The following is a 25054-nucleotide window of genomic DNA, read 5'->3' as shown; positions in this document are numbered from 1 at the left end:
CCACGACGAACATCGCGCCTGGCCCGCCAAGACCGTTCAACGAAACAGTGGCGGCCTTTGCGCATTCGAGAGCAATTCCTGCTTTGTCGCGAAGTCGCCAAACAGCCTCTTCAGCCGGACTTCCTCGTCCTTGCAAATCCGGTGGCGCCGGGCAAAATCCTCGACACTCCACACTTCCCGCAGCTTGCTCTCGCCAGCTTTCTCTATCTTGATCAGTGAACTCATTTGCTCGCCCTCTTGTTTTTATGGGATGATAATGCCCAGGACGGCGAAAAGTTCCCTGCACGGCCCCTGTCGCGGATGGGCGAAAGCCGCCATCGCGAGGGCCTGGAATTGTTCTTAATCCCTCCTTAAATCGCCGCATTTACAGTTCAGGCGGGATTTAATGTCTTCGCGAGGGGTTCGTGAACGAACGGCAGGCAGCGCTCCTGTCCGGAGCATCGGGATCATTCTTCCAAGATGATAGCCGGCAGACGGGCGATCGCGCGTCCTGAAGGGCATGCGCTGCCGTTGTGAATCAGCCCGGCAGCAGACATAGGAACACTGAAGCATCGAGGTACGACCGGTCCGCAATGGCAGATAAGAAAAAATCACGCCAGAGGATAGAACCATCCTTTTCCAGCGGTCGGGAACGCAGCGATGATGGATTCAGCGCTGGCGAGCGCATCGTCAACAGCAGACGCACTTCCAGATATGAAGAGCCCGAGCGGGATGAAGACGACGAAGACGAGGACGAGCCGGTGGTCGCAAAACCCCGCCGCTCCCGCAGCCGCCGCAAGCCCGTCCGACGTCCACCGCGCCGCGGTTTTTTCGGGTTCATCCGCACAACGATCTATTGGGGCCTGGTGCTTTGCCTCTGGGCCGGCATCGGGCTTGCGGGCCTTGTCGCCTATTATGGATCACGCATGCCGAGCGCCAGCACCTGGGTCATTCCCGAGCGGCCGCCGAATGTAAAGATCGCCGACCTCGACGGCAGCCTGATTGCCAACCGCGGCACGACCGGTGGTGAGGCCTTGGCGCTCAGCGACATGTCGCCCTACATACCCGAAGCCATCGTCGCCATCGAGGATCGGCGCTTCTATTCCCATTTCGGCTTCGATCCGATCGGTCTCGGCCGCGCCTTCGTGACCAACATGGTGACGGGACACGCCGTCCAGGGCGGCTCGACGCTGACGCAGCAGCTGGCCAAGAACCTGTTCCTGTCGCCGGATCGCACGCTGGAACGCAAGGTGCAGGAAGTGCTGCTGGCGCTATGGCTGGAGCATAAATACACCAAGGACCAGATCCTGACGATGTATCTGAACCGCGTCTATTTCGGCTCGAACGCCTATGGCGTCGAGGCGGCCTCGCGGCGTTACTTCAACAAATCGGCCCGCGACGTGAACCTCGGCGAGGCCGCCATGCTCGCCGGCCTCGTCAAGGCGCCGTCGCGGCTGTCGCCTGCGCGCGATCCCGCCGCCGCAGAGGCTCGGGCCCAGCTGGTGCTGCAGGCCATGCACGATCAGGGCTTCATCAGCGAGGCCGACATCAAGACCGCAATGTCGCAGCCGCCGACACGCTCGAAGAGCTATTGGAGCGGCGCGGAAAACTACGTCGCTGACATGGTCATGGATCAGCTTCCTAAGCTGATCGGCAGCGACATCAAGGAAGACCTGATCGTCGACACTACCCTCGACATGTCGCTGGAAGAGAAGGCCGAAAAGGCGCTGGAAGACGTGCTCGCCAAGGATGGCAAGAAGCTGAACGCATCCCAGGCCTCGCTCGTGTCCGTCGACGCGACGGGCGCCATCCGCGCGCTGGTCGGCGGCCGCGACTACGCACAGAGCCAGTTCAATCGCGCCGTCACCGCCAAGCGCCAGCCGGGCTCGGCCTTCAAACCCTTCGTCTATACCGCGGCACTGGAAATGGGCCTGACGCCCAACTCGATCCGCAACGACGCGCCGATCAAGATCGGCAACTGGGCGCCGGAGAATTACGAGCAGCGCTATAGCGGCCCCGTGACGCTTGCCACCGCGGTGGCGCAGTCGCTGAACACGGTTGCCGCGCAGCTCGTCGCCGAGGTCGGACCGGAACAGGTGATCAAGGTCGCCCATAGGCTCGGCATCGAATCAGACCTGCAAGCCAACGCCTCCATCGCGCTCGGCACGTCGGAGGTCTCGCTGCTGGAACTGACCTCCGCCTACGCTGCCTTCATGAATGGCGGCTTCAAGGCGACGCCATACGTCGTTACCAAGGTCACGACCGCAGGCGGCAAGGTGCTCTACCAAGCCAATGCCGACAATCCGCCACGCGTGATGAACCCGGATATCGTCGCCAACATGAACGCCATGATGGCCGGCGTCATCGCATCCGGAACCGGCAGGTCGGCCCGCATTCCCGGCTGGCAGGCCGCCGGCAAGTCCGGAACGACGCAATCCTTCCGCGACGCGCTGTTCGTCGGATTTACCAGCCATCTGACCACCGGCGTCTGGTTCGGCAACGACGACGGCAAGTCGATGCGCAAGGTCACGGGCGGCGGACTGCCGGCCAAGGCATGGAAGGAATTCATGGTCGCCGCGCACAAGGGCGTGACGCCGGCGCCGATCTTCGGTGGCGGTCAGATCATCGACAACGGCCTGCCCGTGGCGCAATCGGCGCCGAATGCCGATCAACCCACGACGATCGGCAGTATCATTTCTGGCGCGATCGGCGGCAGGCAGGCGATTCAGCAGCCGACGCTGCAACAACGGCCGTCGCAGCAGCCGATCCAGCCGCAGATCGTCAACCAGACCGTTGCCAACGACGACCCGCAGGATCTGCCGCCGGCCAATCTGACCGACGACACCAACCCCTACAGCTCGAACACCTACGACACCGGCGACATCCCCCCTGCCGATGTGGGCGATACCAGCCCCCATACGGCGACGGTGCGACCGCACCGTTCCTCGCTTCTCGACGTCATTCTGGGTCAATAAAAACGTAATTTTCAGCCTTGCCGCTTGCATGGCCGAGGCAAGGCTGATCTGATATAGGATTGCATGAAATCCACAGGCCCGTGGACCGCCCTGGGCATGTGGAATTTGGGCGACAAACCATTCGTTTTGCTGGATTCCAGGTCATTTCCTGCCTTGCAGTCAGTAAAACCGCTACTTATATACGCGGCATCACCGCAGTCATGGCTGCGCAATCCTCAAGACCATCCCGTAAGGGGCTGTCAATGGAATGCCTGACAGGGGTTCCGATAGCTTGCTTCAAGGAGAGAATGACATGGCAAAAGTAATTGGTATCGACCTTGGAACGACAAATTCCTGCGTTGCCGTCATGGACGGTAAAGACGCGAAAGTGATCGAAAATGCCGAAGGCGCCCGCACCACCCCATCGATGGTTGCCTTCACCGACGACGGCGAACGCCTCGTCGGCCAGCCGGCCAAGCGCCAGGCTGTCACAAACCCCACGAATACGCTCTTCGCTGTCAAGCGCCTGATCGGCCGCCGCTACGAAGATCCGACCGTCGAGAAGGACAAGCACCTCGTTCCTTTCACGATCGTCAAGGGTGACAATGGCGACGCTTGGGTCGAAGCCAACGGCAAGGGCTATTCGCCCGCGCAGATTTCCGCAATGATCCTTCAGAAGATGAAGGAAACAGCCGAATCCTATCTCGGCGAGAAGGTCGAAAAGGCCGTCATCACCGTTCCCGCATACTTCAACGACGCGCAGCGCCAGGCAACCAAGGATGCCGGCAAGATCGCCGGCCTTGAAGTCCTGCGCATCATCAACGAGCCGACCGCTGCGGCCCTCGCCTACGGCCTCGACAAGAAGGACGGCAAGACCATCGCCGTCTACGACCTTGGCGGCGGCACCTTCGATATCTCCATCCTGGAAATCGGCGACGGCGTCTTCGAAGTGAAGTCGACCAACGGCGACACTTTCCTCGGCGGTGAAGACTTCGACATGCGTCTCGTCGAATATCTCGTCGCAGAATTCAAGAAGGACAACGGCATCGACCTCAAGGGCGACAAGCTCGCGCTGCAGCGCCTCAAGGAAGCTGCCGAAAAGGCGAAGATCGAGCTGTCCTCCGCGCAGCAGACCGAAATCAACCTGCCCTTCATCACGGCTGACGCCACCGGCCCGAAGCACCTGACGCTGAAGCTGACGCGCGCCAAGCTGGAAAGCCTGGTCGACGACCTCGTGCAGCGCACCATCGCGCCCTGCAAGGCCGCCCTCAAGGATGCCGGCGTTACCGCTGCCGAAATCGACGAAGTCGTTCTCGTCGGCGGCATGAGCCGCATGCCGAAGGTACAGGAAGTCGTCAAGCAGCTGTTCGGCAAGGAACCGCACAAGGGCGTCAACCCGGATGAAGTCGTCGCCCTCGGCGCCGCCATCCAGGCCGGCGTTCTGCAGGGCGACGTCAAGGACGTGCTGCTGCTCGACGTGACCCCGCTGTCGCTCGGCATCGAAACGCTGGGTGGCGTCTTCACCCGTCTGATCGAACGCAACACGACGATCCCGACGAAGAAGTCGCAGACCTTCTCGACCGCCGATGACAACCAGTCGGCCGTGACCATCCGCGTATCGCAGGGCGAGCGCGAAATGGCTGCCGACAACAAGCTGCTCGGTCAGTTCGACCTCGTCGGCCTGCCGCCGGCTCCGCGCGGCATGCCGCAGATCGAAGTCACCTTCGACATCGACGCCAACGGCATCGTCCAGGTTTCGGCCAAGGACAAGGGCACCGGCAAGGAACAGCAGATTCGCATCCAGGCTTCCGGCGGTCTTTCCGACGCCGACATCGAGAAGATGGTCAAGGATGCCGAAGCCCATGCGGCCGAGGACAAGAAGCGTCGCGAAGGCGTCGAAGCCAATAACCAGGCCGAAAGCCTGATCCACTCCAGCGAGAAGTCGCTGAAGGATTATGGCGACAAGGTCAGCGAAGCCGATCGCAACGCGATCTCCGACGCTATCGCAGCACTGAAGACGGCAACGGAAGCTTCCGATCCGAATGCCGAAGACATCAAGGCCAAGACCCAGACGCTCATGGAAGTTTCCATGAAGCTCGGCCAGGCAATCTATGAGGCCCAGCAAGCGGAAGCCCCTTCGGCCGATGCCTCGGCAGCCGGCAAGGACGACGTCGTCGATGCCGACTACGAGGAAATCAAGGACGAAGACGACCGCAAGCGGTCTGCATAAGCGCGAACCGAAAGGTTCTCGAGGAGCTACTGCGCCGCGCGTCCTTTTGGACGCGCAAAGGTCGCAGTAGAATTTAAAGTGGCGCATAAGCCTCTCCTTAAACTCTATCAATTTAAGGGGTTATGCGCATGATCCGGCTGCCTTCGGGCAGCCGGAAATCCATTTCCGGGGTCTAATCCTTAATGGCAAAAGCGGATTTTTACGAGACATTGGGCGTCTCAAAGACGGCGGACGAGAAAGAGCTGAAGAGCGCCTTTCGTAAGCTGGCGATGCAATTTCATCCGGACAAGAACCCGGACGACAGCAGCGCCGAGCGGAAGTTCAAGGAAATCAACGAAGCCTACGAAACGCTCAAGGATCCGCAGAAGCGCGCGGCCTATGATCGCTATGGCCACGCGGCTTTCGAGCACGGCGGCATGGGCGGTGGAGGCGGTTTTGGTGCCGGCTTCGGCGGCGGCGGCGGTTTCTCCGATATTTTCGAGGATATTTTCGGCGAGATGATGGGTGGCGGCCGCGCGCGCGGACGCTCCTCCGGCGGTCGCGAGCGCGGCGCCGATCTGCGCTACAATATGGAGATCTCGCTCGAGGAAGCCTTTATCGGCAAGACGGCGCAGATCCGCGTGCCGACCTCGCTCACCTGCGACGTCTGTTCCGGCTCCGGTGCCAAGCCCGGCACGCAACCCAAGACCTGCGGCACCTGCCAGGGCTCCGGCCGGGTGCGCGCCGCACAGGGCTTCTTCTCCGTCGAACGCACCTGCCCGACCTGCCATGGCCGCGGCCAGATCATTCCGGACCCTTGCACCAAGTGTCATGGCCAGGGCCGTGTGACCGAAGAGCGTGCGCTCTCCGTCAACATTCCGGCCGGCATCGAGGACGGCACGCGCATCCGCCTGCAGGGCGAAGGCGAAGCCGGACTGCGCGGCGGGCCTGCGGGCGACCTCTACATCTTCCTTTCCGTCAAACCGCATGAGTTCTTCCAGCGCGACGGCGCCGACCTTTATTGCGCGGTGCCGATCTCGATGACGACGGCAGCGCTCGGCGGCACCTTCGATGTGGCGACGCTCGACGGCACGAAATCGCGCGTCACCGTTCCCGAGGGGACGCAGGTCGGCAAGCAATTCCGCCTGAAGGCCAAGGGCATGCCGGTGCTGCGCTCCAGCCAGATCGGCGATCTCTATATCCAGATCCAGATCGAGACGCCGCAGAAGCTGACCAAGCGCCAGCGCGAGCTGCTGCAGGAATTCGAGCAGATCTCCTCGAAGGACAACAATCCCGAATCGACAGGCTTCTTCGCCCGCATGAAGGATTTCTTCGACACCTTCAGCGACTGAGCGGCGAATCAAATCGCTTTCGATAAAACCGGCCGGTGATTCGGCCGGTTTTTTTGTTTGCGGCCGAATCACCCGCCCTCGTGGTTCGAGACGGCCCGGCGGGCCTCCTCACCATGAGGGCTGATCTGCACGGCAAAATCCTTGCGCTTGCTGCTGGTTCGGCATACCCCTCGGCCATCGACACGAATCCGAAAGACCAATGCCGCACAAGGTTTTCATCTCGCGCCTGAAGCTCACCGACTTCCGCAACTATGCGGCGGCCGCACTTGCGCTTGACGAGCGGCATGTGGTGCTGACCGGCGATAACGGCGCCGGCAAGACCAATCTGATGGAGGCGGTCTCGCTGCTCTCGCCCGGCCGTGGCCTGCGCCGAGCCGCCTATGCCGATGTTACCCGCGTCAATGCGCCGGGCGGATTTTCGATCTTTGCCGAACTTGAAGGCATCGAGGGCTCAGTCGAGATCGGCACCGGCATCGACGCGACCGACGAGGCGGCGACCCGCAAGTTGCGAATCAACGGCACGACGGCCAAGACCGTGGACGAGTTGACCGATCATCTGCGCGTTCTCTGGTTGACGCCGGCCATGGACGGCCTCTTTACGGGCGGCTCTTCCGAACGCCGCCGCTTCCTCGACCGGCTGGTGCTGTCGCTCGATCCCGCCCATGGCCGTCGTGCCAGCGATTTCGAGCGCGCCATGCGCAGCCGCAACAAGCTGCTGTCAGAAGGCCGATTCGATCCCTCCTGGCTTACCGGCATAGAAGAGCAGATGGCAAGTCTCGGCATCGCCATGGCGATCGCGCGGCAGGAGATGCTCGGCCTTCTTTCGCGGCTGATTGCCGAAACGCGCGAGGCAACGCCTTTTCCCTCGGCAGCACTTGAGCTATCCGGCTTTTTCGACGGGCAATTCGACCGGCCGGCCGTCGATCTCGAGGATCATTACACTGCGCTGCTCCGCGAGGGGCGTTACCGCGATGCCGCGGCCGGGCGAACGCTGGATGGGCCGCACAGGGCCGATCTTCTGGTGCGCCACCGCGAAAAAGACATGGAGGCGGAACGCTGCTCGACCGGCGAGCAGAAGGCCCTGCTTGTCGGCCTGGTCCTCGCCCATGCGCGCCTCGTCGGCAATCTGACCGGGCATGCGCCGGTCCTGCTGCTCGACGAGATTGCCGCGCATCTCGACGAGGGCCGGCGCGCCGCACTTTTCGATCTCATCGACGGGCTCGGCGGCCAGGCGTTTATGACCGGCACGGACAAGGCCATGTTTTCCGCGCTCGGCGAACGCGCGCAATTCTTTACCGTCGCGCATGGTGGCATTACAAAATCCTAGCACCTCGTCTCCTGCCAGTGTGATAGAATTCCCATCATGGATCCTTTGACCTCAGACGAAATCGCCCGCTACCAGCGCCACATCCTGCTGCCCGAAGTCGGCGGCGCTGGCCAGCAGAAATTGAAGACCGCGCGCGTTCTGGTGATTGGCGCGGGCGGGCTCGGTGCGCCCGTGCTGCAATATCTTGCGGCTGCCGGCGTCGGTACGCTCGGCATTACCGACGACGACCGCGTTTCGCTGTCCAACCTGCAGCGGCAGGTGATCCATGACACCGGCACCATCGGTGAATTGAAGACGCAAAGTGCCGCCGACGCCATCGCACGGCTCAACCCGCATGTGCGGACCATCCGTTTCGAGGAGCGTTTTGCGCCCGATACGGCTGCGCGGCATCTTGCCGGCTTCGACCTCGTCATCGACGGCTCCGACAATTTCGATACGCGCTATGCCGCTGCCGATGCGACCGAGGCCGCGCATCTGCCGCTCGTGACAGGTGCAGTCGGACGATTCGACGGATCCGTGACGACGTTGAAGCCTTACGAGAGCGACGCTGACGGCGCACTCAATCCGCGTTATCGCGATCTCTTCCCGGCACCGCCGCCGCAGGGCCTCATTCCCAGCTGCGCCGAAACCGGCATCATCGGCGCATTGACCGGCGTCATCGGCACGCTGATGGCGATGGAGGCGATCAAGCTCATCACTGGCATCGGCGAACCGCTGATCGGCAGGCTGCTGCTTTACGATGCGCTTACGGCGCGCTTCGAGACCATTCGCTATCGCCGCAAGCGCGCGAGGGCCGCCGCCGAATGAGCGATATCGTGCTTCAGCGCCTGAATGGCAGCTTCGACTGCTGGGACGCATTGCTCGACCTCATCCTTGCCTCCTTCGCCTATATGAACGGAAGGATTGACCCACCCTCGTCCGCGCTTGCGCTGACGCCGCAGTCTCTCAGGGAAAAAGCTCGCAACGAGATCGGCTATGTCGCGCTTGATGACGATAAGATAGCTGGCTGTGTATTTTGTCGCGCCGAGCCGGAAAGCCTCTATATCGGCAAGTTGGCCGTGTTGCCGACCGCGCAAGGCAAGGGGATCGGCAGGCGTCTGCTGACATATGCGGAGGCCGAGGCGCGCAAGCGAGGTCTCGCCATTCTGCGGCTGGAAACGCGGATCGAACTCATCGAAAACCATGCAACCTTCGCCGCATTGGGCTTCGCCAAAACCGCCGAGAATCGCCATCCGGGCTTCGATCGCACAACTTCGATCGAGATGCAGAAATTCCTGCCGTAGCGATTCGCGCCTTCGACCCTCACGCCTCCCGTGGCGGGATGCGCGTGATGCGGGCGCCCAGCGCGTTCAGCCGCTCCTCGATGCGCTCATAGCCGCGCTCGATCTGCTGCGCGTTGTTGATGATGCTCGTGCCTTCGGCGCACATCGCCGCAATCAGCATGGCCATGCCGGCGCGGATGTCTGGGCTTTCGAGCTGGGCGGCGCGCAGCTTCGACGGGCCGGCGACGATGGCACGGTGCGGGTCGCACAGCACGATGCGCGCGCCCATGGCGATCAGCTTGTCGACGAAGAACATCCGGCTTTCGAACATCTTCTCGAACATCAGAACGACGCCTTCGCATTGCGTCGCGGTGACGATGGCGATCGACATGGTGTCGGCCGGAAAAGCCGGCCAAGGCTGGTCCTCGATCTTCGGAATATGACCGCCGAAATCGGACTGGATCTTCATCTCCTGACCGGAGGGAATGATCAGATCGTCGCCTTCGATGCGGCAGCGGATGCCGAGGCGTTCGAAAGTCATCAGGGTGGAGCGCAGATGCTCCACACCCGCATTGCGGATGGTGATTTCCGAACCGGTGACGGCGGCAAGGCCGATCAGCGACCCCACTTCGTTATGGTCCGGGCCGATCCGGTGCGTGACGGCTCCGAGCGGTTGGCCGCCATGGATCGTCATCATGTTGGTGCCGATCCCTTCGATGCGGGCGCCCATGGCGATGAGAAAGCGCGCCAAATCCTGCACATGCGGCTCGGAGGCGCAGTTGCGCAGGATCGTCGTGCCTTCGGCTGATACGGCAGCACAGAGCGCATTTTCCGTCGCCGTCACCGAGGGTTCGTCAAGGAAGACATCGGCGCCGCGCAGCCGTTCGGCGCGAAAACTATAGACGCTGTTGACGCTGATCTTGGTGCCGAGCTGTTCCAGCGCCAGGAAATGCGTGTCGACGCGCCGGCGGCCAATGACGTCGCCGCCGGGAGGCGGCAGGGTAATCTCGCCGCAGCGCGCCAGCATCGGGCCGGCGAGCAGGATGGAGGCGCGAATGCGGGCGCAGAGATCGGGATCGAGATTGGCCGGCCGCAGTTCGCGTGCCTCGATTTCGAGCTCGTTGCGCCCGAGCCAGCGCACCTTCGCGCCGACCGACTGGATCAAGTCCACGAGCGCCTCGACATCGCGAATACGCGGAACATTGCTGAGCTCGACGCGCTGATCGGTCAGCAGCGATGCGGCAATGATCGGTAGCGCGGCATTCTTGTTGCCGCTCGGCTCGATCTCGCCCGACAGCTTAAAGCCGCCTTCAACGACATATTGGATCCGCTCATGCGGTAGCGCCCGTGCCATTTGTCTTCTGCCCTTCCTGCCTCGTACCTGCGGTCACCTCTGGGCCGCCTTTATGACACGGGCGTGACCGGCCGCAAGGCGGATGCATCGATTTTGGATGCGGGCTACAAAATGGGCCTCGGTCAAAGTCGGGCCGGCGCGAGACCGCCCCGCCCACCGAGCGAAACCTATCAGCGAAACGGCAGCACGCGATTGGGCGGACGATGTCCGTCGATGAAGGCGCGGATGTTGATGATGACTTTGTCGCCCATGTCGATGCGGCCTTCCAATGTGGCCGAACTCATGTGCGGCAGGATAACCACTTTGCCCTCATTGGCGAGCTTCACCAGCTTCGGACTGACGGCCGGCTCGTTCTCGAACACGTCGAGGCCGGCGCCGGCGATCTTGCCTTCGCGCAGGATCTTGATCAGCGCAGTCTCGTCGATGACATCGCCGCGCGCCGTGTTGACGATATAGCTCGTCGGCTGCAACAGCGCCAACCGGCGCGCCGAGATCAGGTGGAAGGTCGCGGGCGTGGACGGGCAATTGACCGAAACGATGTCGACGCGGGCCAGCATCTGGTCGAGGCTGTCCCAATAGGTGGCCTCCAGCTCGTCTTCCGTCGCCGGATTGACCCGCTTGCGGTTGTGATAGTGGATGGACAGGCCGAATGCCTTGGCGCGGCGGGCAACGGCCGTGCCGATGCGCCCCATGCCGACGATGCCGATGCGCTTGCCGTGGATACGGCGGCCGAGCATCCAGGTAGGCGACCATCCCGCCCATTCGCCGGGGTTGTCGGTCAGCACGCGCGCACCTTCTGCGAGGCGACGCGGGACGGCAAGAATGAGCGCCATCGTCATGTCGGCGGTATCCTCGGTCAATACGTTCGGCGTATTGGTGACCGTGATGCCTCGGCGGGCGGCGGCTTCGACGTCGATATGGTCAGTGCCGTTGGAGAAGCTGGCGATCAGCTTCATCTGCGGCCCGGCTTCTTCGATCAGCGCGGCGTCGATGCGATCGGTGACCGTGGGCACCAGAACATCCACCGTTCGAACCGCCGCGGCGAGCTCCGCCGGCGTGCGCGGCCGGTCGTCGATATTCAGTTCGGCGTCGAAGAGTTCGCGCATCCGCGTCTCCACCGCATCCGGCAGTTTGCGCGTGACGTAAACCTTCGGTTTTTTCTTCGTCGTCATGGAGAGCGGCGATGCCTTGTTCAGATGTTCTTAACCAAGAAGCGGGATAATTTTCCCGTTCCGGGCATTTCTACCAGACCCGCAGGCGAAGACAAACAAAACTCGCTGGCGCGATCCGAGGATTTGCCGCTGATCGGAGCGAAAAGGCGGCCCGACAGCGCCTTGATCATGATGAACGAACGGAAATCCCATGCGTGGCAGAGTATTGAAGTCCTGCGCCATTTTCGCGATCGGCCTGTTGATGGCCGGTGCCGCTGCCGATCTTGCCGTGGCCCAGGCCGCCAAGGGGCCGAGCGGATTGCCGTTGCCGAGGTTCGTCACACTGAAGTCGAAGCGGGTCAACCTGCGCATCGGCCCGAGCGCGGATTATGCCGTCTCATGGCTCTATCTCAAGCAGGGATTGCCGGTCGAGATCATCCAGGAATACGATAACTGGCGGCGCGTGCGCGATGCCGACGGCACCGAGGGCTGGGTCAACCAGTCGCTGCTGTCGGGCCAGCGCTCGGCGCTCGCAGCTCCATGGATGAAGGGCAAGGGCAAGGCCGTCTTCGTCAACATGCGCCGCGACGCCCAACCATCCGCCGCCGTCATCGCCAAGCTTCAGCCCGGCGTGATGATGAGTATACGCGAATGCACAGGCGACTGGTGCATGGTCACCGCTGATGGCACGGAGGGCTGGGTGGCACAGTCCGAGATCTGGGGCGCCTACCCCGGCGAAGCCTTCAAGTAGAGAACTCCACAAAGCTCCGCGACATCGGCAACCGCGCGACTTTTCCGGCGCAGTGATATATCCAAAATCGGAACGGAAGAGGGGCGGTCTTGGGTTCTTTGCTTGGCGTTTTCGGCGTTGCCATCATTGTGTTCGTATCGACCAATGTGGACGATATTTTCGTTCTTCTCGGCTTTTTTGCCGATCCGAAATTCCGGGCAAAGCAGGTCGTCATCGGCCAGTATCTTGGCATTGCCGTTCTCTATGGCGTCAGCGTCGTCGCCTCGTTCCTCGTGCTCGTCATCCCTGCCACCTATATCGGCCTGCTCGGTCTTGCGCCGATCTTCTTTGGCCTCAGAAGATTATGGGAACTCTGGAACGGCATCGAGGCAGGCGACAATCCGGAGGATCACGAGAAGGCCTCTATGGGGCATGGCAATATCGTCGCCGTCACCCTGGTGACGATCGCCAATGGCGGCGACAACATCAGCATCTATACGCCGCTCTTCGCCACACGGTCCGCCTATGAGATCCTGGCCATCGGCTGCGTCTTCGCGATCCTGACGGCGGCTTGGCTCGGCGCGGCCCATTCTCTGGTGAACCATCCGACGCTTGGCGCACCGATCAGACGTCATGGCCACAGGATCGTGCCGTTCATCCTGATCGCCCTCGGCATCCTCATCCTCTATGAGGCCGGGACTGCGACGCTTTTCCGGGGATAGGTGCAGCCGACCTTATAGCAAAAGCCGCCTACAGCGATCTGTTGAAGGCGGCTTCTACTATCTGCAAAAAACGGAAAAGCTTTAGACAACAGGTCTCATCAAAGAAGCCCGAATTCCTTGGCCGCTTCCGACAGTGATCGCATCGGCCGCGGGCCGATCTGCTCGATGACGATAGCCGCGGCGAGGTTGCCGAGCTTGCCGCAATCTTCGAGCGCGCGGCCCTGGGTATAGCCGAACAGGAAACCGGCGGCGAAGAGATCGCCGGCGCCGGTCGTGTCGACCCGCTCCTCGATAGGGTGGGCGTCGACGACATAACGTTCGTTTCCACGCACGATGACGGCGCCGTCCTTGCCTGTCGTCACAGCAGCGATCTTGCAATCGGCCGCAATCAGCGTCAGCGCCGTGTCGAAATCCTCGGTCTCGTAGAGCGACAAAGCCTCATCGCGATTGGCGAAGACGATATCGACGGTGCCCGAGCGCATCAGGTCCAAGAACTCGCCGCGATAGCGACCGACACAGAAACTGTCGGACAAGGTCATCGACATTTCCCGGCCATTGGCGTGGGCGATGCGAGCGCATTCGCGAATCGCTTCCTTGGCGCGCGGCGGATCCCAGAGATAGCCTTCGAAATAGGTGACCTTGGCATCGGCGACGACATCTTCCTCGACGTCTTCCGGGCCGAGCTCGACGCAGGCGCCGAGATAGGTGTTCATGGAGCGCTCGCCGTCCTCGGTGACGAAGATCATCGAGCGGGCGGTCGGCGGGAAGGTGCCTTTCGCCTTGGTCTCATAATGCACGCCCTGGGCACGGATATCGTGAGAGAAGATCTCTCCGAGCTGATCCTCCGCGACCTTGCCGAAATAGGCGGCCCTGCCGCCGAAATTCGCCACACCCGCGGCCGTATTGCCGGCGCTGCCGCCGGACGCCTCAAGCGCCGGGCCCATGCGGGAATAGAGAAGTTCTGCGCGCTCGGCATCGATGAGATTCATCGCGGCCTTGGTGATTTTGTTGTCGATCAGGAACTGATCGTTACAGCGGGCGATAATGTCGACGATGGCATTGCCAACGGTCAGTACATCGAAGCGAGTCATCAATAGGAGGGTCCCGGTATAGGTGATAGCCGGTATCCGGTATTATCGGTTTTTCCGAAGTTTGGAAGAAAAATCAGCACGAGGGCCGTTAACTTAATTCCAATCAGTCATTTGGCTGTCACTTTCCATGTGTAAATTCTTAACAAGCGGTTGGGATGGGAAGCTCACAAGGCCTCCAAGCCAGCCGGGGAAGGTATGATACCTTCCGCCTCCCCGGTACGCGGGCCGACCACGGATGAACTGGCGGCATGTGCACCGGGAGGACCGTCCGGCGGGGCCGGATAGGCAAAAGCGGGTTTGGTCCCGCTTTTTTTGTTTTTGCGGCTTCTCACGATGGGCCAAGCTGCTACAACTTCCGGGTCAAATCCCTCGAGCTCACCCTTCACGGCCCTCGCCCGGCATGTCCGAAATCTTTACCGACGTCCTTCCGGTTTTCCTGCTCATTCTCGTCGGCTGGGTGATCGTGCGCACCGGCCTATTGAAGGCCGAGGTCGGCGAGGCGATGAGCGAGTTCGTTTTCAAGATCGCCGTGCCGCTGCTGCTGTTCCAGACCATTGCGGAGGCGAATTTTCGCGGCGCCTCGCCGTTTCGATTGTGGATCGCTTATTTCTCCGGCGTTGCCGTCACCTGGACCGCCGGTCATCTGGTGGCGACGCGGCTGTTCGGGCGGGATGCGCGCATCGGCGTGCTGGCCGGCGTGTCGTCCGCCTTCGCCAACACGATCTTCATCGGCCTGCCGCTGGTGGGGCGCACTGTGGGGCCTGATGGCATCATGGCGATGTCGATCCTGATTGCCGTGCATCTGCCGACCATGATGATCGCCGGCACGTTGCTGATGGAGCAGGCCGAGCGCAGAGAAAACGGTGGGGCCGGCCGCAGCACATGGGATCTGCTCCGGCAGGTCGGCAGGAACCTTGTCCGCAATCCGTTGGTCATCGGGCTTCTCTGCGGCCTCGTCGTGCATGTCGTCGGCATTCCCTTGCCGGCGACGCTCGGCACTGTCGTCGACAATATTGCCAATATAGCCGGCCCGGCGGCACTGATTTCGCTCGGCATGGCGCTTCGCCAATACGGGCTATCAGGCAATCTCGGCATCACCAGCGTCATGGCGGCTTTCAAGCTCTTCTTGCTTCCGGCCTGCGTGCTGGCGGCCGGCCACCTCCTCGGTCTCAGCCCGGAGTGGCGGGCCGCACTCGTGCTCACAGCCGCAGTTCCAACAGGTGTGAACGCCTGGCTGATTGCCAATCGCTTCGGCGTCGGTCACAGTCTCGCAGCCTCGACGATTACGCTGACGACCGCGCTCGGCGCATTCTCGGTGTCGCTCTGGGCCTATATTCTCGGCTAGGCAGGCCCCAAGCCGCCAATGGCCGGGACGACATATCTCCGCATTCGGAGAAACAGGCAGGAAAATGGTCATATATTTGCGCATCGCGGCCTTTAAGGCTGAAGCGCAGCAAAGGATGGCACATGAATATTGCAACTCCACTCACCAATCCCGCTTCGGCCTATTCGCAGAAAGTCTTCGTGCTGCAGGGAGGCGGCGCTCTCGGCTCCTATCAGGCGGGCGCCTTCGAAGCGCTCCGAGAACAGAATATCGAACCCGACTGGATCGCCGGCATCTCGATCGGCGCCATCAACGCCTCGATCATGGCCGGCAATGTGCCGGGGGAGCGGCTCGAGGCGCTGCGCTCCTTCTGGAACAAGGTCGGCATCCAGCTCCCCGTCGACGTGCTGATGGAACACCAGCGCGAGAGCACCCCTCTCTATCGCACGGTCAGCAGCTGGTGGGTGTCGACCTTCGGCGTGCCCGGCTTCTTTTCGCCCTGGCAGATTCCATCCTGGTTCCAGGCGCCTGGTTCCAAGGGCGCGACCAGCATCTACGACACCGGGCAATTGCGGCAGACGCTGCTCGACCATGTCGATTTCGACCGAATCAATCACGGTCCGGTGCGGCTCAGCCTCGGTGCGGTCAATGTGCGCACCGGCAACTTCGCCTTTTTCGACAATAAGGACACCAAGATCACGCCGGAACACGTGATGGCGAGCGGCGCCCTGCCGCCGGGCTTTCCGGCGATCAAGATCGGCGGCGAGCAATACTGGGACGGCGGCCTGGTTTCGAACACGCCGCTGGGTTACGTGCTCCGCAACGGCGCGGGCGTCGATACCGTGGTGTTTCAGGTCGATCTCTTCAGCGCCGTCGGCCATCTGCCGCAGGATCTGGAAGAGGTCGAGGAGCGGCGCAAGGACATTACCTATTCGAGCCGTACCCGGCTGAACACCGACCTCTTCCTGGAACGTCACCGCCTGAGGCGCGCCATATCCGAACTCTATGCCCGCCTTCCCGATGAGGCCAAGGCCGACCCGGAAATCCAGAAGCTGCAGGTGCATAGCTGCGACTATAGCGTCACCATCATCCACCTGATCTATCGCAACAAGCAGTTCCGCTCACATTCCAAGGACTACGAGTTCTCAGCGCTTTCGATGCACGAGCATTGGCACGCGGGCTTGCGCGACGGCCGCAAGGCATTGGCTCCGGAGGAATGGCGCGTGCCGCCGAAGGCCGAGGAAGGGCTGAAGGTCTATGATCTCGATCAGAGGACGCGCTCGCGCAAGCATGCTCTCTAGAAGACGGCACGAAGAAGCCGGCCATTCTGACCGGGCTTTCGATTGCGGGTACTGATGTAAATATCAGTTGGTCGCAGCAGCCGGCGCGGCGTTCGGATCCGGCAGCGGTACCTGCGTATCGGCAAGCGTGCGCAGATAGGCGATCACGTTGGCGCGATCCTCTTCCTTCGGCAGGCCTGCAAAGCCCATTGCCGTTCCGGCAACGAACTTCTTCGGAGCAGCGAGGAAGTGATAGAGGTGATCGTAGGTCCACTTTTCCGAGCCGCCCTTGGAGAAGTCCTTCATGCCGGAAGAATAGGCAAAGCCCTCATGCTCGCCGACCGGGCGATCGATGATGCCCCAGAGATCCGGGCCGACCTTGTTGGGTCCGCCCTTCTCTCCGGAATGACAGGCCTGACACTTCTTGAAGATCGTTTCGCCGACCTTGGCATCAGCCTTCTGCAAGAGCTGAGCGATCGGCGTTTCCGGCTTGGCGGCCGCGGCCTTGTCGCCTGCAGCCGGCTCCTCGGTGGCGACTATGGCGAAACCGGGCTTTTCCGGTACCTCTGAATGGAAAATAAATCCTGACGCGAGCGACACGGACTTCAACACGAACAGCGTGGCTAAAAGCGCCCCGACACCCATGTTCACGTAGGATGAATTCATCTGCTATGCTCCCCTCGCCACCAGCATCCTCTGCCGGCCCATCTTGAATTCGCGCGAAACCTATGTCTTTTGGCTGTTTCTTGCAACTCTGTAAACCGCCTCCACCATGAGACGTTTTGACACTTTTCCCGCAGGAATAGAAGGCCCAAGAATGACAGATCCAAATTTAGACAAGACGTTGGTACTCATTCCTGCCCGGATGGCCTCCACTCGCCTGCCGGGCAAGCCGCTTGCTGATATTTGCGGCCTGCCCATGATCGTACAGGTTGCCAAGCGTGCGCGCGAGGCGGCGATCGGTCGCATCGTCGTCGCCGTCGATCACGAGGATACCTATGCCGCCGTCGCCAGTGCCGGGTTCGAAGTCGTCATGACGCGCAAGGATCATCAATCCGGCTCGGACCGCATTTATGAGGCCCTGCAGGCCGTGGATCCCGAGGGCCGCGCCGAAATCATCGTCAATGTCCAGGGCGACCTGCCGACCATCGATCCCGAGACCATCCGCGCATCGCTGCGTCCGCTCGAAAATCCGGCTGTCGACATTGCGACGCTGACCGTCGAGATCAAGGACGAGGAAGAAAAGACGGCGCCGAGCGTCGTCAAGGTGGTCGGCTCGGCCATCTCGGACAATCGCCTGCGGGCGCTCTATTTCACCCGCACCACCGCGCCCTACGGCAATGGGCCGCTCTATCACCATATCGGTCTCTATGCCTATCGTCGCACCGCGCTCGCGAAATTCGTCAGCCTCGGCCCATCGCCGCTGGAACTGCGCGAATCGCTGGAGCAGCTGCGGGCGCTGGAGGCCGGCATGCGCATCGACGTCGAGATCGTTGACACAATCCCGCTCGGTGTCGATACTCCCGCCGACCTCGAAAAGGCTCGCCGTATCCTTTCCGCCGCTTCTCTCTGACGGCACTCCCCAAAGGCAGTCCCATGATCACCAAGACCAACAAGATCTCCTTCCAGGGCGACCACGGCGCCAATTCCGACATGGCCTGCCGTGACATGTTCCCGACCATGGAGCCGCTGCCCTGCCAGACCTTCGAGGACGCCTTCACCGCGATCGACAACGGCGAGGCCGATCTCGGCATGATTCCGATCGAGAACACCATTGCCGGGCGCGTCGCCGACATTCACCACCTGCTGCCGGAATCGCGACTGCATATCGTCGGCGAATATTTCATGCCGATCCGCTTCCAGCTGATGGTGCTGCCTGGAGTGACCAAGGAAGAGATCCGCACGGTGCATAGCCACATCCATGCGCTCGGCCAGTGCCGCAAGATCGTGCGCGCCAACGGCTGGAAACCGGTCATCGCCGGCGATACGGCGGGTGCCGCCAAGCTGGTACAGGAAACCGGCGACCGCAGTATGGCGGCGCTGGCGCCACGGCTTGCGGCCGACCTCTATGGCCTTGAAATCATCGCCGAGAATGTCGAGGACACCGAAGACAACATGACGCGTTTTGTCGTTCTGTCCCGCGACGAGAACTGGGCGGAGCGCAGCGCCCCGGAAGAAAAAATCGTGACGACGTTCGTCTTCAACGTCCGCAATATTCCGGCAGCGCTCTACAAAGCGCTCGGCGGCTTCGCCACCAATGGCATCAACATGACGAAGCTTGAAAGCTATCAGCTCGGCGGCCGTTTTGTCGCAACGCAGTTCTATGCGGATATCGAGGGTCATCCCTCCGATGCCCATGTGCGCCGTGCGCTGGAAGAACTGCGATTCTTCTCGGAAAAGGTCCGGATTCTGGGTGTTTATAAGGGTCATCCGATGCGGGGCGATCTCTAAGTCCGATCGTGTCGGAGGCCACCTCGTGGTTCGAGGCACCACCGTTTTCGCTCCGCTCCCACGGCAGTGCACCTCACCATGAGGTGGAGTGCCTTCTGTGGCGGCACAAAAGACCAGCCCTCATGGTGAGATGCGAAAGCACCCTGAGCCTGTCGAAGGGGCTGCAGCCTCGAACCACGAGGGCGGGTGGCGATACCGCTGCGCTTCCACCCGTCAGCTATTCCGCAGCCTTGGTAACGACCTCAATGCGATGGCCGTCCGGATCGATGACGAAGGCGGCAAAATAATTCGGGCCATAGTGAGGCCGAAGACCCGGCGCCCCATTGTCTACGCCGCCGTGAGCCAGCGCAGCCTTATGGAACGAGGAAACTGCTTCGCGGCCTGGTGCGGCAAAGGCGAGATGAAAGCCGGAGCCGGGAGCTCGGGCGTCCTTGCCCCGCAATTTGATGGCGAACTTGTCGCCGCCGCCTGCTGGGCCATATCCGATCGCTTGGTCGGGATTGCCTGGGTCTAGATCTTCCCAAACCCGCACATAGCCAAGCGGCGCAAACGCTGCGTCATAGAATGCAGCGGCTTTCTCGATATCTGTGACACCGAATGAAATATGATGCAGCAATTGCGCCTCCGGTGGCTCTCTGGGTTATCGATCAGTCTCTTCCGCGAATGCCGCAAGTCAACTCGAATGATGGACGATTTGCTCCTCATCCGGCCTGTCGGCCACCTTCTCCCCGCTCGCGGGGAGAAGGGGATAGGTGCATCCACAGCCTTCCTTCCATCACAGCGCTCGGCGAGGGTTCGCTGTCGTCCCCTCTCCCCGCGAGCGGTGAGAGGGCTAGGGTGAGGGGCAAGCCACATGCCTGGCGGCTTACTTATCCGGCTCACAGACACGAAGGCGATGACCGTCGGGATCGAGCACGACGAAGGTCGGGCCGAAATCCATCGTCGTCAATTCTTGCGCGATCGGCAGGCCACGTGCCTTCCAATCCTTGTAGTGCTGTTCGACGGCGCCTGCGCCTTCGACCATGAAGCCCAGTTCGCCGCGATTGCCGATGGCGGAGGGCTGCGGTTCGACGCTGCTGCGACGCCACAGGCCAAGGCTCAAGCCGTTGTTGAGCGAGAAAGCCACGAAATTCGGCGAGGCGAAGGCCGGCTCGTGACCGAACAGGTCGCGATAGAACGGCGTGCTCTCGGCAGGATCCTTGACATAGAAGATGATGAGGTTGGGGTTGGTCATTGGGATATTCCTTTGGTTTTAAGGGATATGAGGGCAGGCATATGCGGTCCGGCGGGCTGGGCGAAGCTTGCCGGCGGAAGGCTAGTTGTCGGAAGTTAGGCTGTGAGTTGGCGGTGCGATTAGTGCATCCGCTCTTCCTCACGGTAAGGGGCGTGTCCGTCGAGGAAGCCCAGATCGCGCTTCACGGAATTCGGCATTTCCTCGATATCGAGGCGGTTCCAGCGACGGGTGAAATAGCCAAGCGCAATCTGCGAGAGGCGAGCCAGCGGTGCGGATATTGAAACATCTTTGCCCTTGCCGGCTTCGACGCCACCGCGCTGCGCTTGTTTCGTAGTGATGAAAACGTTGCTTGCCATGATCGGTCCTCCCATCCTGCTTGGATGGTGCCGATAATAGCCAAGCCTACTGACAGTTTCTGGCAGTAGTGTTGCGTGTCGAGGTCAGTCGTGGACGACGCCCTCCCGGGCGTGCCATTCCCTAGCCAAGGCGACGCGGCGGCGTGGATAGCGTGCCTCCAGAACCGCGAAATCGACGATACGGTCGGCGCGGAAATGACGAAAATCCTGGCGCAGCTCACACCACGCCATGATGATGCGCGAATTGTCGAAATAGCCTAGCGCGAAGGGCCAGATGCGCCGGGTCGAAATGGAGCCGTTCACATCGCCATAGGTCAGCTGCACCATGCGCTCCGTGCGGATCGCCTTGCGCATGAGGGAAAGATCGGTCCTGTCCTCGGTAATCCGGCGCGTCGCGACGACCACCGCTGCCTGATCGACCTCGTCGCGCATCTCGGCCGGCAGCACCGCGGCGATCTTGGCAAGCGCATCCGCGCCCGCTGCCGCCAGTCGCGCGTCGGTAGCACGCGCCACCCATCGGGAACCCAGCACTAGCGCCTCGATCTCGTCCTGCGAAAACATCATCGGCGGCAGCATGAAGCCGGGTTTCAGAACATAGCCGATGCCCGGCTCGCCCTCGATCATGGCGCCCTGCGACTGGAGGCTCGCGATATCGCGATAGAGCGTGCGCAGGCTGACGCTGGTTTCCTCCGCCAGAACAGCACCGCTGACCGGGCGGCGGTAGCGCCTAAGCGTCTGCAGCAGCGTCAGCAAGCGTTCCGAGCGTGCCATGGCAGGTAAAGACCTATCGTTTCCATTCCACCCAGTCACGCATCAGGCGATGGGCGATGGCGCCCTTGGGCGGGGAGGTGTTGCCGGAGGCCGCGACGCGATCGAGCATCGCGAGCGTCTCTTCCGGCGTGAACCAGCGGCAGTCCTCGAGCTCTGCCTCGTCAATATGGATTTCCGTCGACTTCGCCTCGGCATAGCAGCCGATCATCAGCGAGTGCGGCATCGGCCAGGGCTGTGACGCATGATAGCGCACGCGGCCGGTTTGAATACCGGATTCCTCGTGCGTCTCGCGGCGCACGGCATTCTCGATGGTCTCGCCCGGCTCGACGAAACCGGCCAGACAGGAATACATGCCCGGCGCAAAATGGTGGCTGCGGCCGAGCAGGCAGCGATTCCGTTCCTCATCGACCGTCAGCATGATGACGACCGGGTCGGTGCGCGGGAAGATCATGTGTTCGCAGGCCGTACAGACCCGCTTGTAGCCGCCGATGCGGCTTTCCATGACGGAGCCGCACCGCCCGCAGAAGCGGTTGTCGCTGTTCCAGCGGATGAGGCTCATGCCCTGCGCCGCCTCGCCGAGAATTTCGCCCTCCAGTAAGAGGTCGCGCCAGAGCGAGCGCATGTCAGCCGGCTTGTACTGGCTGGCGAGCTCATCGGCATTGATGCGCACCGGGACGGCCAGCCGCGGCTCGCCGGTCTTGCGGTAGCCGAGCAGCACGGCCGCCTCCCAATCCGGATCGAGTTCCTGCAATTCGTAGCGGGCAAACAGCGGATCGAGCACCTGGCCGTCGTGCTTCAAGACCAGCTGCTCCTTGGCAAAGGCCAGGATATGCGTGCCCTCTTTGGCAAGCGCCTGCTTGATCGATTCCTCGTCGCGATGCTCGGCATCCCGGTTAAGCTGGTTTTCCGCAAAGGCAGTGAGACTGCTGGCTTCCGGATGCGGCGCATCCGACGAAAAGATGGAATGGCTCATTGTGAAAGCGTGTCCCGCAACTTGGCTATGAAGCTGTTCATATCTTCGTCCGAATAGGGTTCCGCCTTGCCATGGCCCCAGACCGGACCGGGCCAGTTCGCGTCCCCTTCGAACCGCGCAATCACATGAACATGCAGCTGACGGACGATATTTCCAAGAGCCCCGACGTTGATTTTTGTCGCCCCGGTCAGCGTCTTCAGGGCGCTCGCGACCTTCTCGGTCTCGAAAGTGAGCAAAATCTGGTCGAGCGGTGTCAGCTCGAATATTTCCGATTTATCGGGCCGGCGGGGCACCAGCAAAAGCCACGGCCAACGCCGATCCTTCATCAAACGCACGTCGCAAAGGCCTGTCATCACGACGGAAACGCTGTCATTCGCCAGTCTCTCGTCGAGAACGAAGTCTTTCAAGTGGCATCCTCCATTGTTTTATCAAATGTTTAGCAGTTTTTTTTGACCTTGGCTTGCTTTTGATGGCGATATTGCCGATATGTGCATCCGGGAGGTTGGTGGTGGACGAGCCACTCGCCAACCGGGTCAGGTCCGGAAGGAAGCAGCCCTAACGAGCCCGGCACGGGTCATCGTGCCAGCCTCCCACCCTTTCCGAAAGCAAGACCCGGCTTTCTGCGGGCAACAGCAGGGCGATGAGCGACAGCGAGCGACAAGCAAAAGATGCCGCCTCGACCGGCACCGGTTACCGGGTGCTGGCCCGCAAGTACAGGCCCAAGGACTTCACGGACCTTATGGTCGGCCAGGAGCCGATGGTTCGCACACTGACCAACGCGTTCGAGACCGGACGCATCGCGCAGGCCTATATGCTGACCGGCGTGCGTGGCGTCGGCAAGACGACCACAGCCCGTATCCTTGCCCGCGCTCTCAACTACAAGACATCAGCGATCGATCGCCCGACGATCGATCTGCGCGAACCCGGCGATCATTGCCAGGCGATCATGGAAGGCCGGCATGTCGACGTCATCGAGATGGACGCCGCTTCCCATACGGGTATCGACGATATCAGAGAGATCATCGAGCAGGTGCGCTATCGGCCGGTATCGGCGCGCTACAAGGTCTACATCATCGACGAGGTGCACATGCTGTCGACGGCCGCCTTCAACGGCCTCTTGAAGACGCTGGAAGAGCCGCCCGAGCATGTGAAATTCATCTTCGCCACGACAGAAATCCGCAAGGTGCCGATCACGGTCCTGTCGCGCTGCCAGCGCTTCGACCTGCGTCGCATCAGCGCGTCCGATCTTGTGGGACTGTTCACCACCATTGCCGGCAAGGAAGGCATCGAGGTGGAGCCGGAAGCGCTCGCCATGATCGCCCGGGCCGCCGAAGGCTCGGCGCGCGACGGCCTGTCGCTGCTCGACCAGGCGATCGCCCACGGCAGCGGTTTCGTCGCAGCCGATGCGGTGCGCTCGATGCTGGGGCTTGCCGACCGTGCCCGCATCGTCGATCTCTTCGGCCACATCGCCAAAGGTGATGTCGCGGCCGCATTGGCTGAATTCAACAGCCAGTACGAGGCCGGCGCCAACCCCGTCGTCGTGCTGACCGACCTTGCCGATTTCACCCATCTCGTCACCCGCCTGAAATATGTGCCCGATGCCGCCGACGATCCGTCGCTGAGCGAAGTCGAGCGCATAAAAGCCTTGGAGTTTGCGCAGGGCGTGGCGGTGACGGCACTGTCGCGCATCTGGCAGATGCTTCTGAAGGGCATAGCCGAGACCGAGAACGCGTCGCGGACCGCCGGTGCCGCCGAAATGGTATTGATCCGGCTGGCGCATGCCGCGCATCTGCCCGCACCGGAAGATGCCGCGCGCAGGCTTGTGGAATTTTCTGATGGTAATGGCGGTGCTCGCCCACCGTCTGCATCCCCCATCGGCAACGGCGGCGGGACACCGGTTTCCTACCAGGGCACCGCCATGGCGAGAGCCATCGAAACCTCAGCGCCACGACCCGCGCCCCCGGCACCGGTCGCTATGTTGCGCTCAGTGCCGAATACGCAGCCGGATTCGCAACCTGTTGGACGTATCGAGCCAAGGCCGACCGAAACGCCAAAGCCGCTCGTGCCGATCAATTCGATGGCCGATATCGCCGAGCTTGCCGGCCAGAAGCGTGACCCGAAGCTGAAGGTGCTGGTGCGCACCTTCGTGCGCCCCGTAAGGCTGGAGCCGGGCCGGCTCGACGTCAGCCTGACATCAGGCGCTCCCGGCACACTGCTGAACGAGCTTGCCGTCAAGCTGAAGGAATGGACCGGCATTCACTGGATCGTCAGCCTCAGCCGCGACGAAGGCGAGCCGACGCTGGTGGAAGCCGAAGCGAATGCGCAGAAGCAACGGGTCGCCGATGCGCGGCAGGACCCGGATGTCGCGGCGATCCTGTCGCAGTTCCCCGGTGCAAAGATCATCGACGTACGCGTGCGGGCGCCGGAGACGGAAGAAGAAGAGGAGCAGACAACCGCTCCAGCCATCGTCGAATCCGTCGACGGGGATATCCTGCCGGGCGACGACATAGAATTCTAGGGGTAAGAAGGGCGGC

At 61.8% G+C, this 25054-nt stretch carries 25 protein-coding genes and 1 other RNA gene; 14 read left to right on the top strand and 12 right to left on the bottom strand.

The features are described from left to right. Window positions 1–36 precede the first annotated feature (36 nt). The gene (locus tag JTP94_RS35235; RefSeq protein WP_034512752.1) at window positions 37–225 is read right to left on the bottom strand and encodes a hypothetical protein; all 189 of its coding nucleotides are present in this window, start codon (window positions 223–225) and stop codon (window positions 37–39) included. Between the two features lie 347 nt (window positions 226–572). On the opposite strand from JTP94_RS35235, the gene JTP94_RS35230 reads away from it, so the two are divergent. The 6 genes from JTP94_RS35230 (at window position 573) to JTP94_RS35205 (ending at window position 9104) form a co-directional block, all read left to right on the top strand. Then, window positions 573–2954, top strand: coding sequence for a transglycosylase domain-containing protein (locus JTP94_RS35230; protein ID WP_204854964.1), 2382 nt, complete (start codon window positions 573–575; stop codon window positions 2952–2954). A gap of 292 nt (window positions 2955–3246) precedes the next feature. Next, on the top strand, window positions 3247–5163 hold the full coding sequence (gene dnaK / locus JTP94_RS35225) for a molecular chaperone DnaK (protein ID WP_204854963.1): 1917 nt from the start codon (window positions 3247–3249) through the stop codon (window positions 5161–5163). Between the two features lie 182 nt (window positions 5164–5345). Continuing rightward, entirely contained in the window at window positions 5346–6494 is a 1149-nt protein-coding gene (gene dnaJ / locus JTP94_RS35220; protein ID WP_204854962.1) for a molecular chaperone DnaJ, read from the top strand. Between the two features lie 199 nt (window positions 6495–6693). Continuing rightward, window positions 6694–7821, top strand: a complete 1128-nt coding sequence (gene recF / locus JTP94_RS35215; RefSeq protein WP_204854961.1) for a DNA replication/repair protein RecF — start codon at window positions 6694–6696, stop codon at window positions 7819–7821. Window positions 7822–7857: 36 nt separating this feature from the next. Continuing rightward, entirely contained in the window at window positions 7858–8628 is a 771-nt protein-coding gene (locus JTP94_RS35210) for a molybdopterin-synthase adenylyltransferase MoeB (RefSeq protein WP_204854960.1), read from the top strand. Further along, window positions 8625–9104, top strand: coding sequence for a GNAT family N-acetyltransferase (locus tag JTP94_RS35205; protein WP_210384367.1), 480 nt, complete (start codon window positions 8625–8627; stop codon window positions 9102–9104). The genes JTP94_RS35210 and JTP94_RS35205 overlap by 4 nt, the downstream gene beginning before the upstream one ends. Window positions 9105–9123: 19 nt before the next feature. Here the strand turns inward: JTP94_RS35205 and murA are convergent, their stop codons facing one another. From murA to JTP94_RS35190, 3 genes are all read right to left on the bottom strand, one after another. Then, window positions 9124–10437 (bottom strand): UDP-N-acetylglucosamine 1-carboxyvinyltransferase, encoded by a 1314-nt coding sequence (murA, locus tag JTP94_RS35200; RefSeq protein ID WP_204854959.1) that lies wholly within the window; start codon window positions 10435–10437, stop codon window positions 9124–9126. A 170-nt stretch (window positions 10438–10607) separates the two neighbouring features. After that, complete coding sequence (locus tag JTP94_RS35195; RefSeq protein ID WP_204854958.1) at window positions 10608–11609, bottom strand: D-glycerate dehydrogenase; 1002 nt, start codon at window positions 11607–11609, stop codon at window positions 10608–10610. A 20-nt stretch (window positions 11610–11629) separates the two neighbouring features. Beyond that, entirely contained in the window at window positions 11630–11779 is a 150-nt protein-coding gene (locus tag JTP94_RS35190) for a hypothetical protein (protein ID WP_204854957.1), read from the bottom strand. 20 nt (window positions 11780–11799) lie between these two features. Here JTP94_RS35190 and JTP94_RS35185 point away from each other — a divergent pair, with 20 nt between their 5' ends. Both JTP94_RS35185 and JTP94_RS35180 read left to right on the top strand, forming a co-directional pair. Beyond that, a complete protein-coding gene (locus JTP94_RS35185) occupies window positions 11800–12339 on the top strand; it encodes an SH3 domain-containing protein (RefSeq protein ID WP_204854956.1) in 540 nt (179 codons plus the stop codon). A gap of 89 nt (window positions 12340–12428) precedes the next feature. Then, entirely contained in the window at window positions 12429–13040 is a 612-nt protein-coding gene (locus tag JTP94_RS35180; RefSeq protein WP_204854955.1) for a cadmium resistance transporter, read from the top strand. Window positions 13041–13138: 98 nt separating this feature from the next. Here the strand turns inward: JTP94_RS35180 and JTP94_RS35175 are convergent, their stop codons facing one another. Then, a complete protein-coding gene (locus tag JTP94_RS35175; RefSeq protein ID WP_204854954.1) occupies window positions 13139–14131 on the bottom strand; it encodes an adenosine kinase in 993 nt (330 codons plus the stop codon). Between the two features lie 400 nt (window positions 14132–14531). On the opposite strand from JTP94_RS35175, the gene JTP94_RS35170 reads away from it, so the two are divergent. Together JTP94_RS35170 and JTP94_RS35165 are read left to right on the top strand one after the other, a co-directional pair. Then, window positions 14532–15476 (top strand): AEC family transporter, encoded by a 945-nt coding sequence (locus JTP94_RS35170; RefSeq protein WP_204854953.1) that lies wholly within the window; start codon window positions 14532–14534, stop codon window positions 15474–15476. A gap of 122 nt (window positions 15477–15598) precedes the next feature. Further along, the gene (locus tag JTP94_RS35165; protein WP_204854952.1) at window positions 15599–16756 is read left to right on the top strand and encodes a patatin-like phospholipase family protein; all 1158 of its coding nucleotides are present in this window, start codon (window positions 15599–15601) and stop codon (window positions 16754–16756) included. 63 nt (window positions 16757–16819) lie between these two features. Here JTP94_RS35165 and JTP94_RS35160 read toward each other — a convergent pair whose 3' ends face one another. After that, the gene (locus JTP94_RS35160) at window positions 16820–17401 is read right to left on the bottom strand and encodes a cytochrome c family protein (RefSeq protein WP_204854951.1); all 582 of its coding nucleotides are present in this window, start codon (window positions 17399–17401) and stop codon (window positions 16820–16822) included. 151 nt (window positions 17402–17552) lie between these two features. On the opposite strand from JTP94_RS35160, the gene JTP94_RS35155 reads away from it, so the two are divergent. Beyond that, entirely contained in the window at window positions 17553–18308 is a 756-nt protein-coding gene (locus tag JTP94_RS35155; protein ID WP_204854950.1) for a 3-deoxy-manno-octulosonate cytidylyltransferase, read from the top strand. A 23-nt stretch (window positions 18309–18331) separates the two neighbouring features. Continuing rightward, a complete protein-coding gene (locus JTP94_RS35150) occupies window positions 18332–19186 on the top strand; it encodes a prephenate dehydratase (protein ID WP_204854949.1) in 855 nt (284 codons plus the stop codon). Window positions 19187–19403: 217 nt separating this feature from the next. Here JTP94_RS35150 and JTP94_RS35145 read toward each other — a convergent pair whose 3' ends face one another. The 6 genes from JTP94_RS35145 to JTP94_RS35120 form a co-directional block, all read right to left on the bottom strand. Beyond that, complete coding sequence (locus JTP94_RS35145; RefSeq protein ID WP_204854948.1) at window positions 19404–19802, bottom strand: VOC family protein; 399 nt, start codon at window positions 19800–19802, stop codon at window positions 19404–19406. Window positions 19803–20051: 249 nt separating this feature from the next. Beyond that, window positions 20052–20420, bottom strand: coding sequence for a VOC family protein (locus JTP94_RS35140; RefSeq protein WP_204854947.1), 369 nt, complete (start codon window positions 20418–20420; stop codon window positions 20052–20054). 119 nt (window positions 20421–20539) lie between these two features. Further along, window positions 20540–20776: a hypothetical protein gene (locus JTP94_RS35135; RefSeq protein WP_204854976.1), complete on the bottom strand. Its 237-nt coding sequence runs from the start codon at window positions 20774–20776 to the stop codon at window positions 20540–20542. 84 nt (window positions 20777–20860) lie between these two features. After that, window positions 20861–21547 carry a YafY family protein gene (locus JTP94_RS35130; protein ID WP_204854946.1) on the bottom strand — a complete coding sequence of 229 codons (687 nt, stop codon included), beginning with the start codon at window positions 21545–21547 and terminating at the stop codon, window positions 20861–20863. A 13-nt stretch (window positions 21548–21560) separates the two neighbouring features. After that, window positions 21561–22520 carry an NAD(+) diphosphatase gene (gene nudC, locus JTP94_RS35125; RefSeq protein WP_204854945.1) on the bottom strand — a complete coding sequence of 320 codons (960 nt, stop codon included), beginning with the start codon at window positions 22518–22520 and terminating at the stop codon, window positions 21561–21563. After that, window positions 22517–22927: an HIT family protein gene (locus JTP94_RS35120; RefSeq protein WP_204854944.1), complete on the bottom strand. Its 411-nt coding sequence runs from the start codon at window positions 22925–22927 to the stop codon at window positions 22517–22519. The genes nudC and JTP94_RS35120 overlap by 4 nt, the downstream gene beginning before the upstream one ends. Before the next feature lie 90 nt (window positions 22928–23017). On the opposite strand from JTP94_RS35120, the gene ffs reads away from it, so the two are divergent. Together ffs and JTP94_RS35110 are read left to right on the top strand one after the other, a co-directional pair. After that, window positions 23018–23114, top strand: an RNA gene (ffs, locus tag JTP94_RS35115) — signal recognition particle sRNA small type. Window positions 23115–23160: 46 nt separating this feature from the next. Beyond that, window positions 23161–25038, top strand: coding sequence for a DNA polymerase III subunit gamma/tau (locus tag JTP94_RS35110; RefSeq protein ID WP_204854943.1), 1878 nt, complete (start codon window positions 23161–23163; stop codon window positions 25036–25038). Window positions 25039–25054: the final 16 nt, after the last annotated feature.

Origin of the sequence: Martinezella lusitana (genome assembly GCF_016901135.1) — a bacterium.
Lineage (GTDB): Bacteria > Pseudomonadota > Alphaproteobacteria > Rhizobiales > Rhizobiaceae > Rhizobium > Rhizobium lusitanum_D.
The sequence above is the reverse complement of the archived record's forward strand: the minus strand, read 5'-3'. Positions and strand labels throughout refer to the sequence as shown.

Bases quoted from the DNA above. Each gene is read 5' to 3' on its own strand.
- JTP94_RS35210 (WP_204854960.1), top strand. From the start codon at position 7,858: ATGGATCCTTTGACCTCAGACGAAATCGCCCGCTACCAGCGCCACATC.
- JTP94_RS35195 (WP_204854958.1), bottom strand. From the start codon at position 11,609: ATGACGACGAAGAAAAAACCGAAGGTTTACGTCACGCGCAAACTGCCG.
- JTP94_RS35230 (WP_204854964.1), top strand. From the start codon at position 573: ATGGCAGATAAGAAAAAATCACGCCAGAGGATAGAACCATCCTTTTCC.
- murA (WP_204854959.1), bottom strand. From the start codon at position 10,437: ATGGCACGGGCGCTACCGCATGAGCGGATCCAATATGTCGTTGAAGGC.
- JTP94_RS35140 (WP_204854947.1), bottom strand. From the start codon at position 20,420: ATGACCAACCCCAACCTCATCATCTTCTATGTCAAGGATCCTGCCGAG.
- JTP94_RS35150 (WP_204854949.1), top strand. From the start codon at position 18,332: ATGATCACCAAGACCAACAAGATCTCCTTCCAGGGCGACCACGGCGCC.
- JTP94_RS35165 (WP_204854952.1), top strand. From the start codon at position 15,599: ATGAATATTGCAACTCCACTCACCAATCCCGCTTCGGCCTATTCGCAG.
- dnaK (WP_204854963.1), top strand. From the start codon at position 3,247: ATGGCAAAAGTAATTGGTATCGACCTTGGAACGACAAATTCCTGCGTT.
- JTP94_RS35205 (WP_210384367.1), top strand. From the start codon at position 8,625: ATGAGCGATATCGTGCTTCAGCGCCTGAATGGCAGCTTCGACTGCTGG.
- JTP94_RS35110 (WP_204854943.1), top strand. From the start codon at position 23,161: ATGAGCGACAGCGAGCGACAAGCAAAAGATGCCGCCTCGACCGGCACC.
- JTP94_RS35155 (WP_204854950.1), top strand. From the start codon at position 17,553: ATGACAGATCCAAATTTAGACAAGACGTTGGTACTCATTCCTGCCCGG.
- JTP94_RS35235 (WP_034512752.1), bottom strand. From the start codon at position 225: ATGAGTTCACTGATCAAGATAGAGAAAGCTGGCGAGAGCAAGCTGCGG.
- JTP94_RS35170 (WP_204854953.1), top strand. From the start codon at position 14,532: ATGTCCGAAATCTTTACCGACGTCCTTCCGGTTTTCCTGCTCATTCTC.
- JTP94_RS35135 (WP_204854976.1), bottom strand. From the start codon at position 20,776: ATGGCAAGCAACGTTTTCATCACTACGAAACAAGCGCAGCGCGGTGGC.
- recF (WP_204854961.1), top strand. From the start codon at position 6,694: ATGCCGCACAAGGTTTTCATCTCGCGCCTGAAGCTCACCGACTTCCGC.
- nudC (WP_204854945.1), bottom strand. From the start codon at position 22,520: ATGAGCCATTCCATCTTTTCGTCGGATGCGCCGCATCCGGAAGCCAGC.
- JTP94_RS35175 (WP_204854954.1), bottom strand. From the start codon at position 14,131: ATGACTCGCTTCGATGTACTGACCGTTGGCAATGCCATCGTCGACATT.
- dnaJ (WP_204854962.1), top strand. From the start codon at position 5,346: ATGGCAAAAGCGGATTTTTACGAGACATTGGGCGTCTCAAAGACGGCG.
- JTP94_RS35190 (WP_204854957.1), bottom strand. From the start codon at position 11,779: ATGATCAAGGCGCTGTCGGGCCGCCTTTTCGCTCCGATCAGCGGCAAA.
- JTP94_RS35130 (WP_204854946.1), bottom strand. From the start codon at position 21,547: ATGGCACGCTCGGAACGCTTGCTGACGCTGCTGCAGACGCTTAGGCGC.
- JTP94_RS35160 (WP_204854951.1), bottom strand. From the start codon at position 17,401: ATGAATTCATCCTACGTGAACATGGGTGTCGGGGCGCTTTTAGCCACG.
- JTP94_RS35185 (WP_204854956.1), top strand. From the start codon at position 11,800: ATGCGTGGCAGAGTATTGAAGTCCTGCGCCATTTTCGCGATCGGCCTG.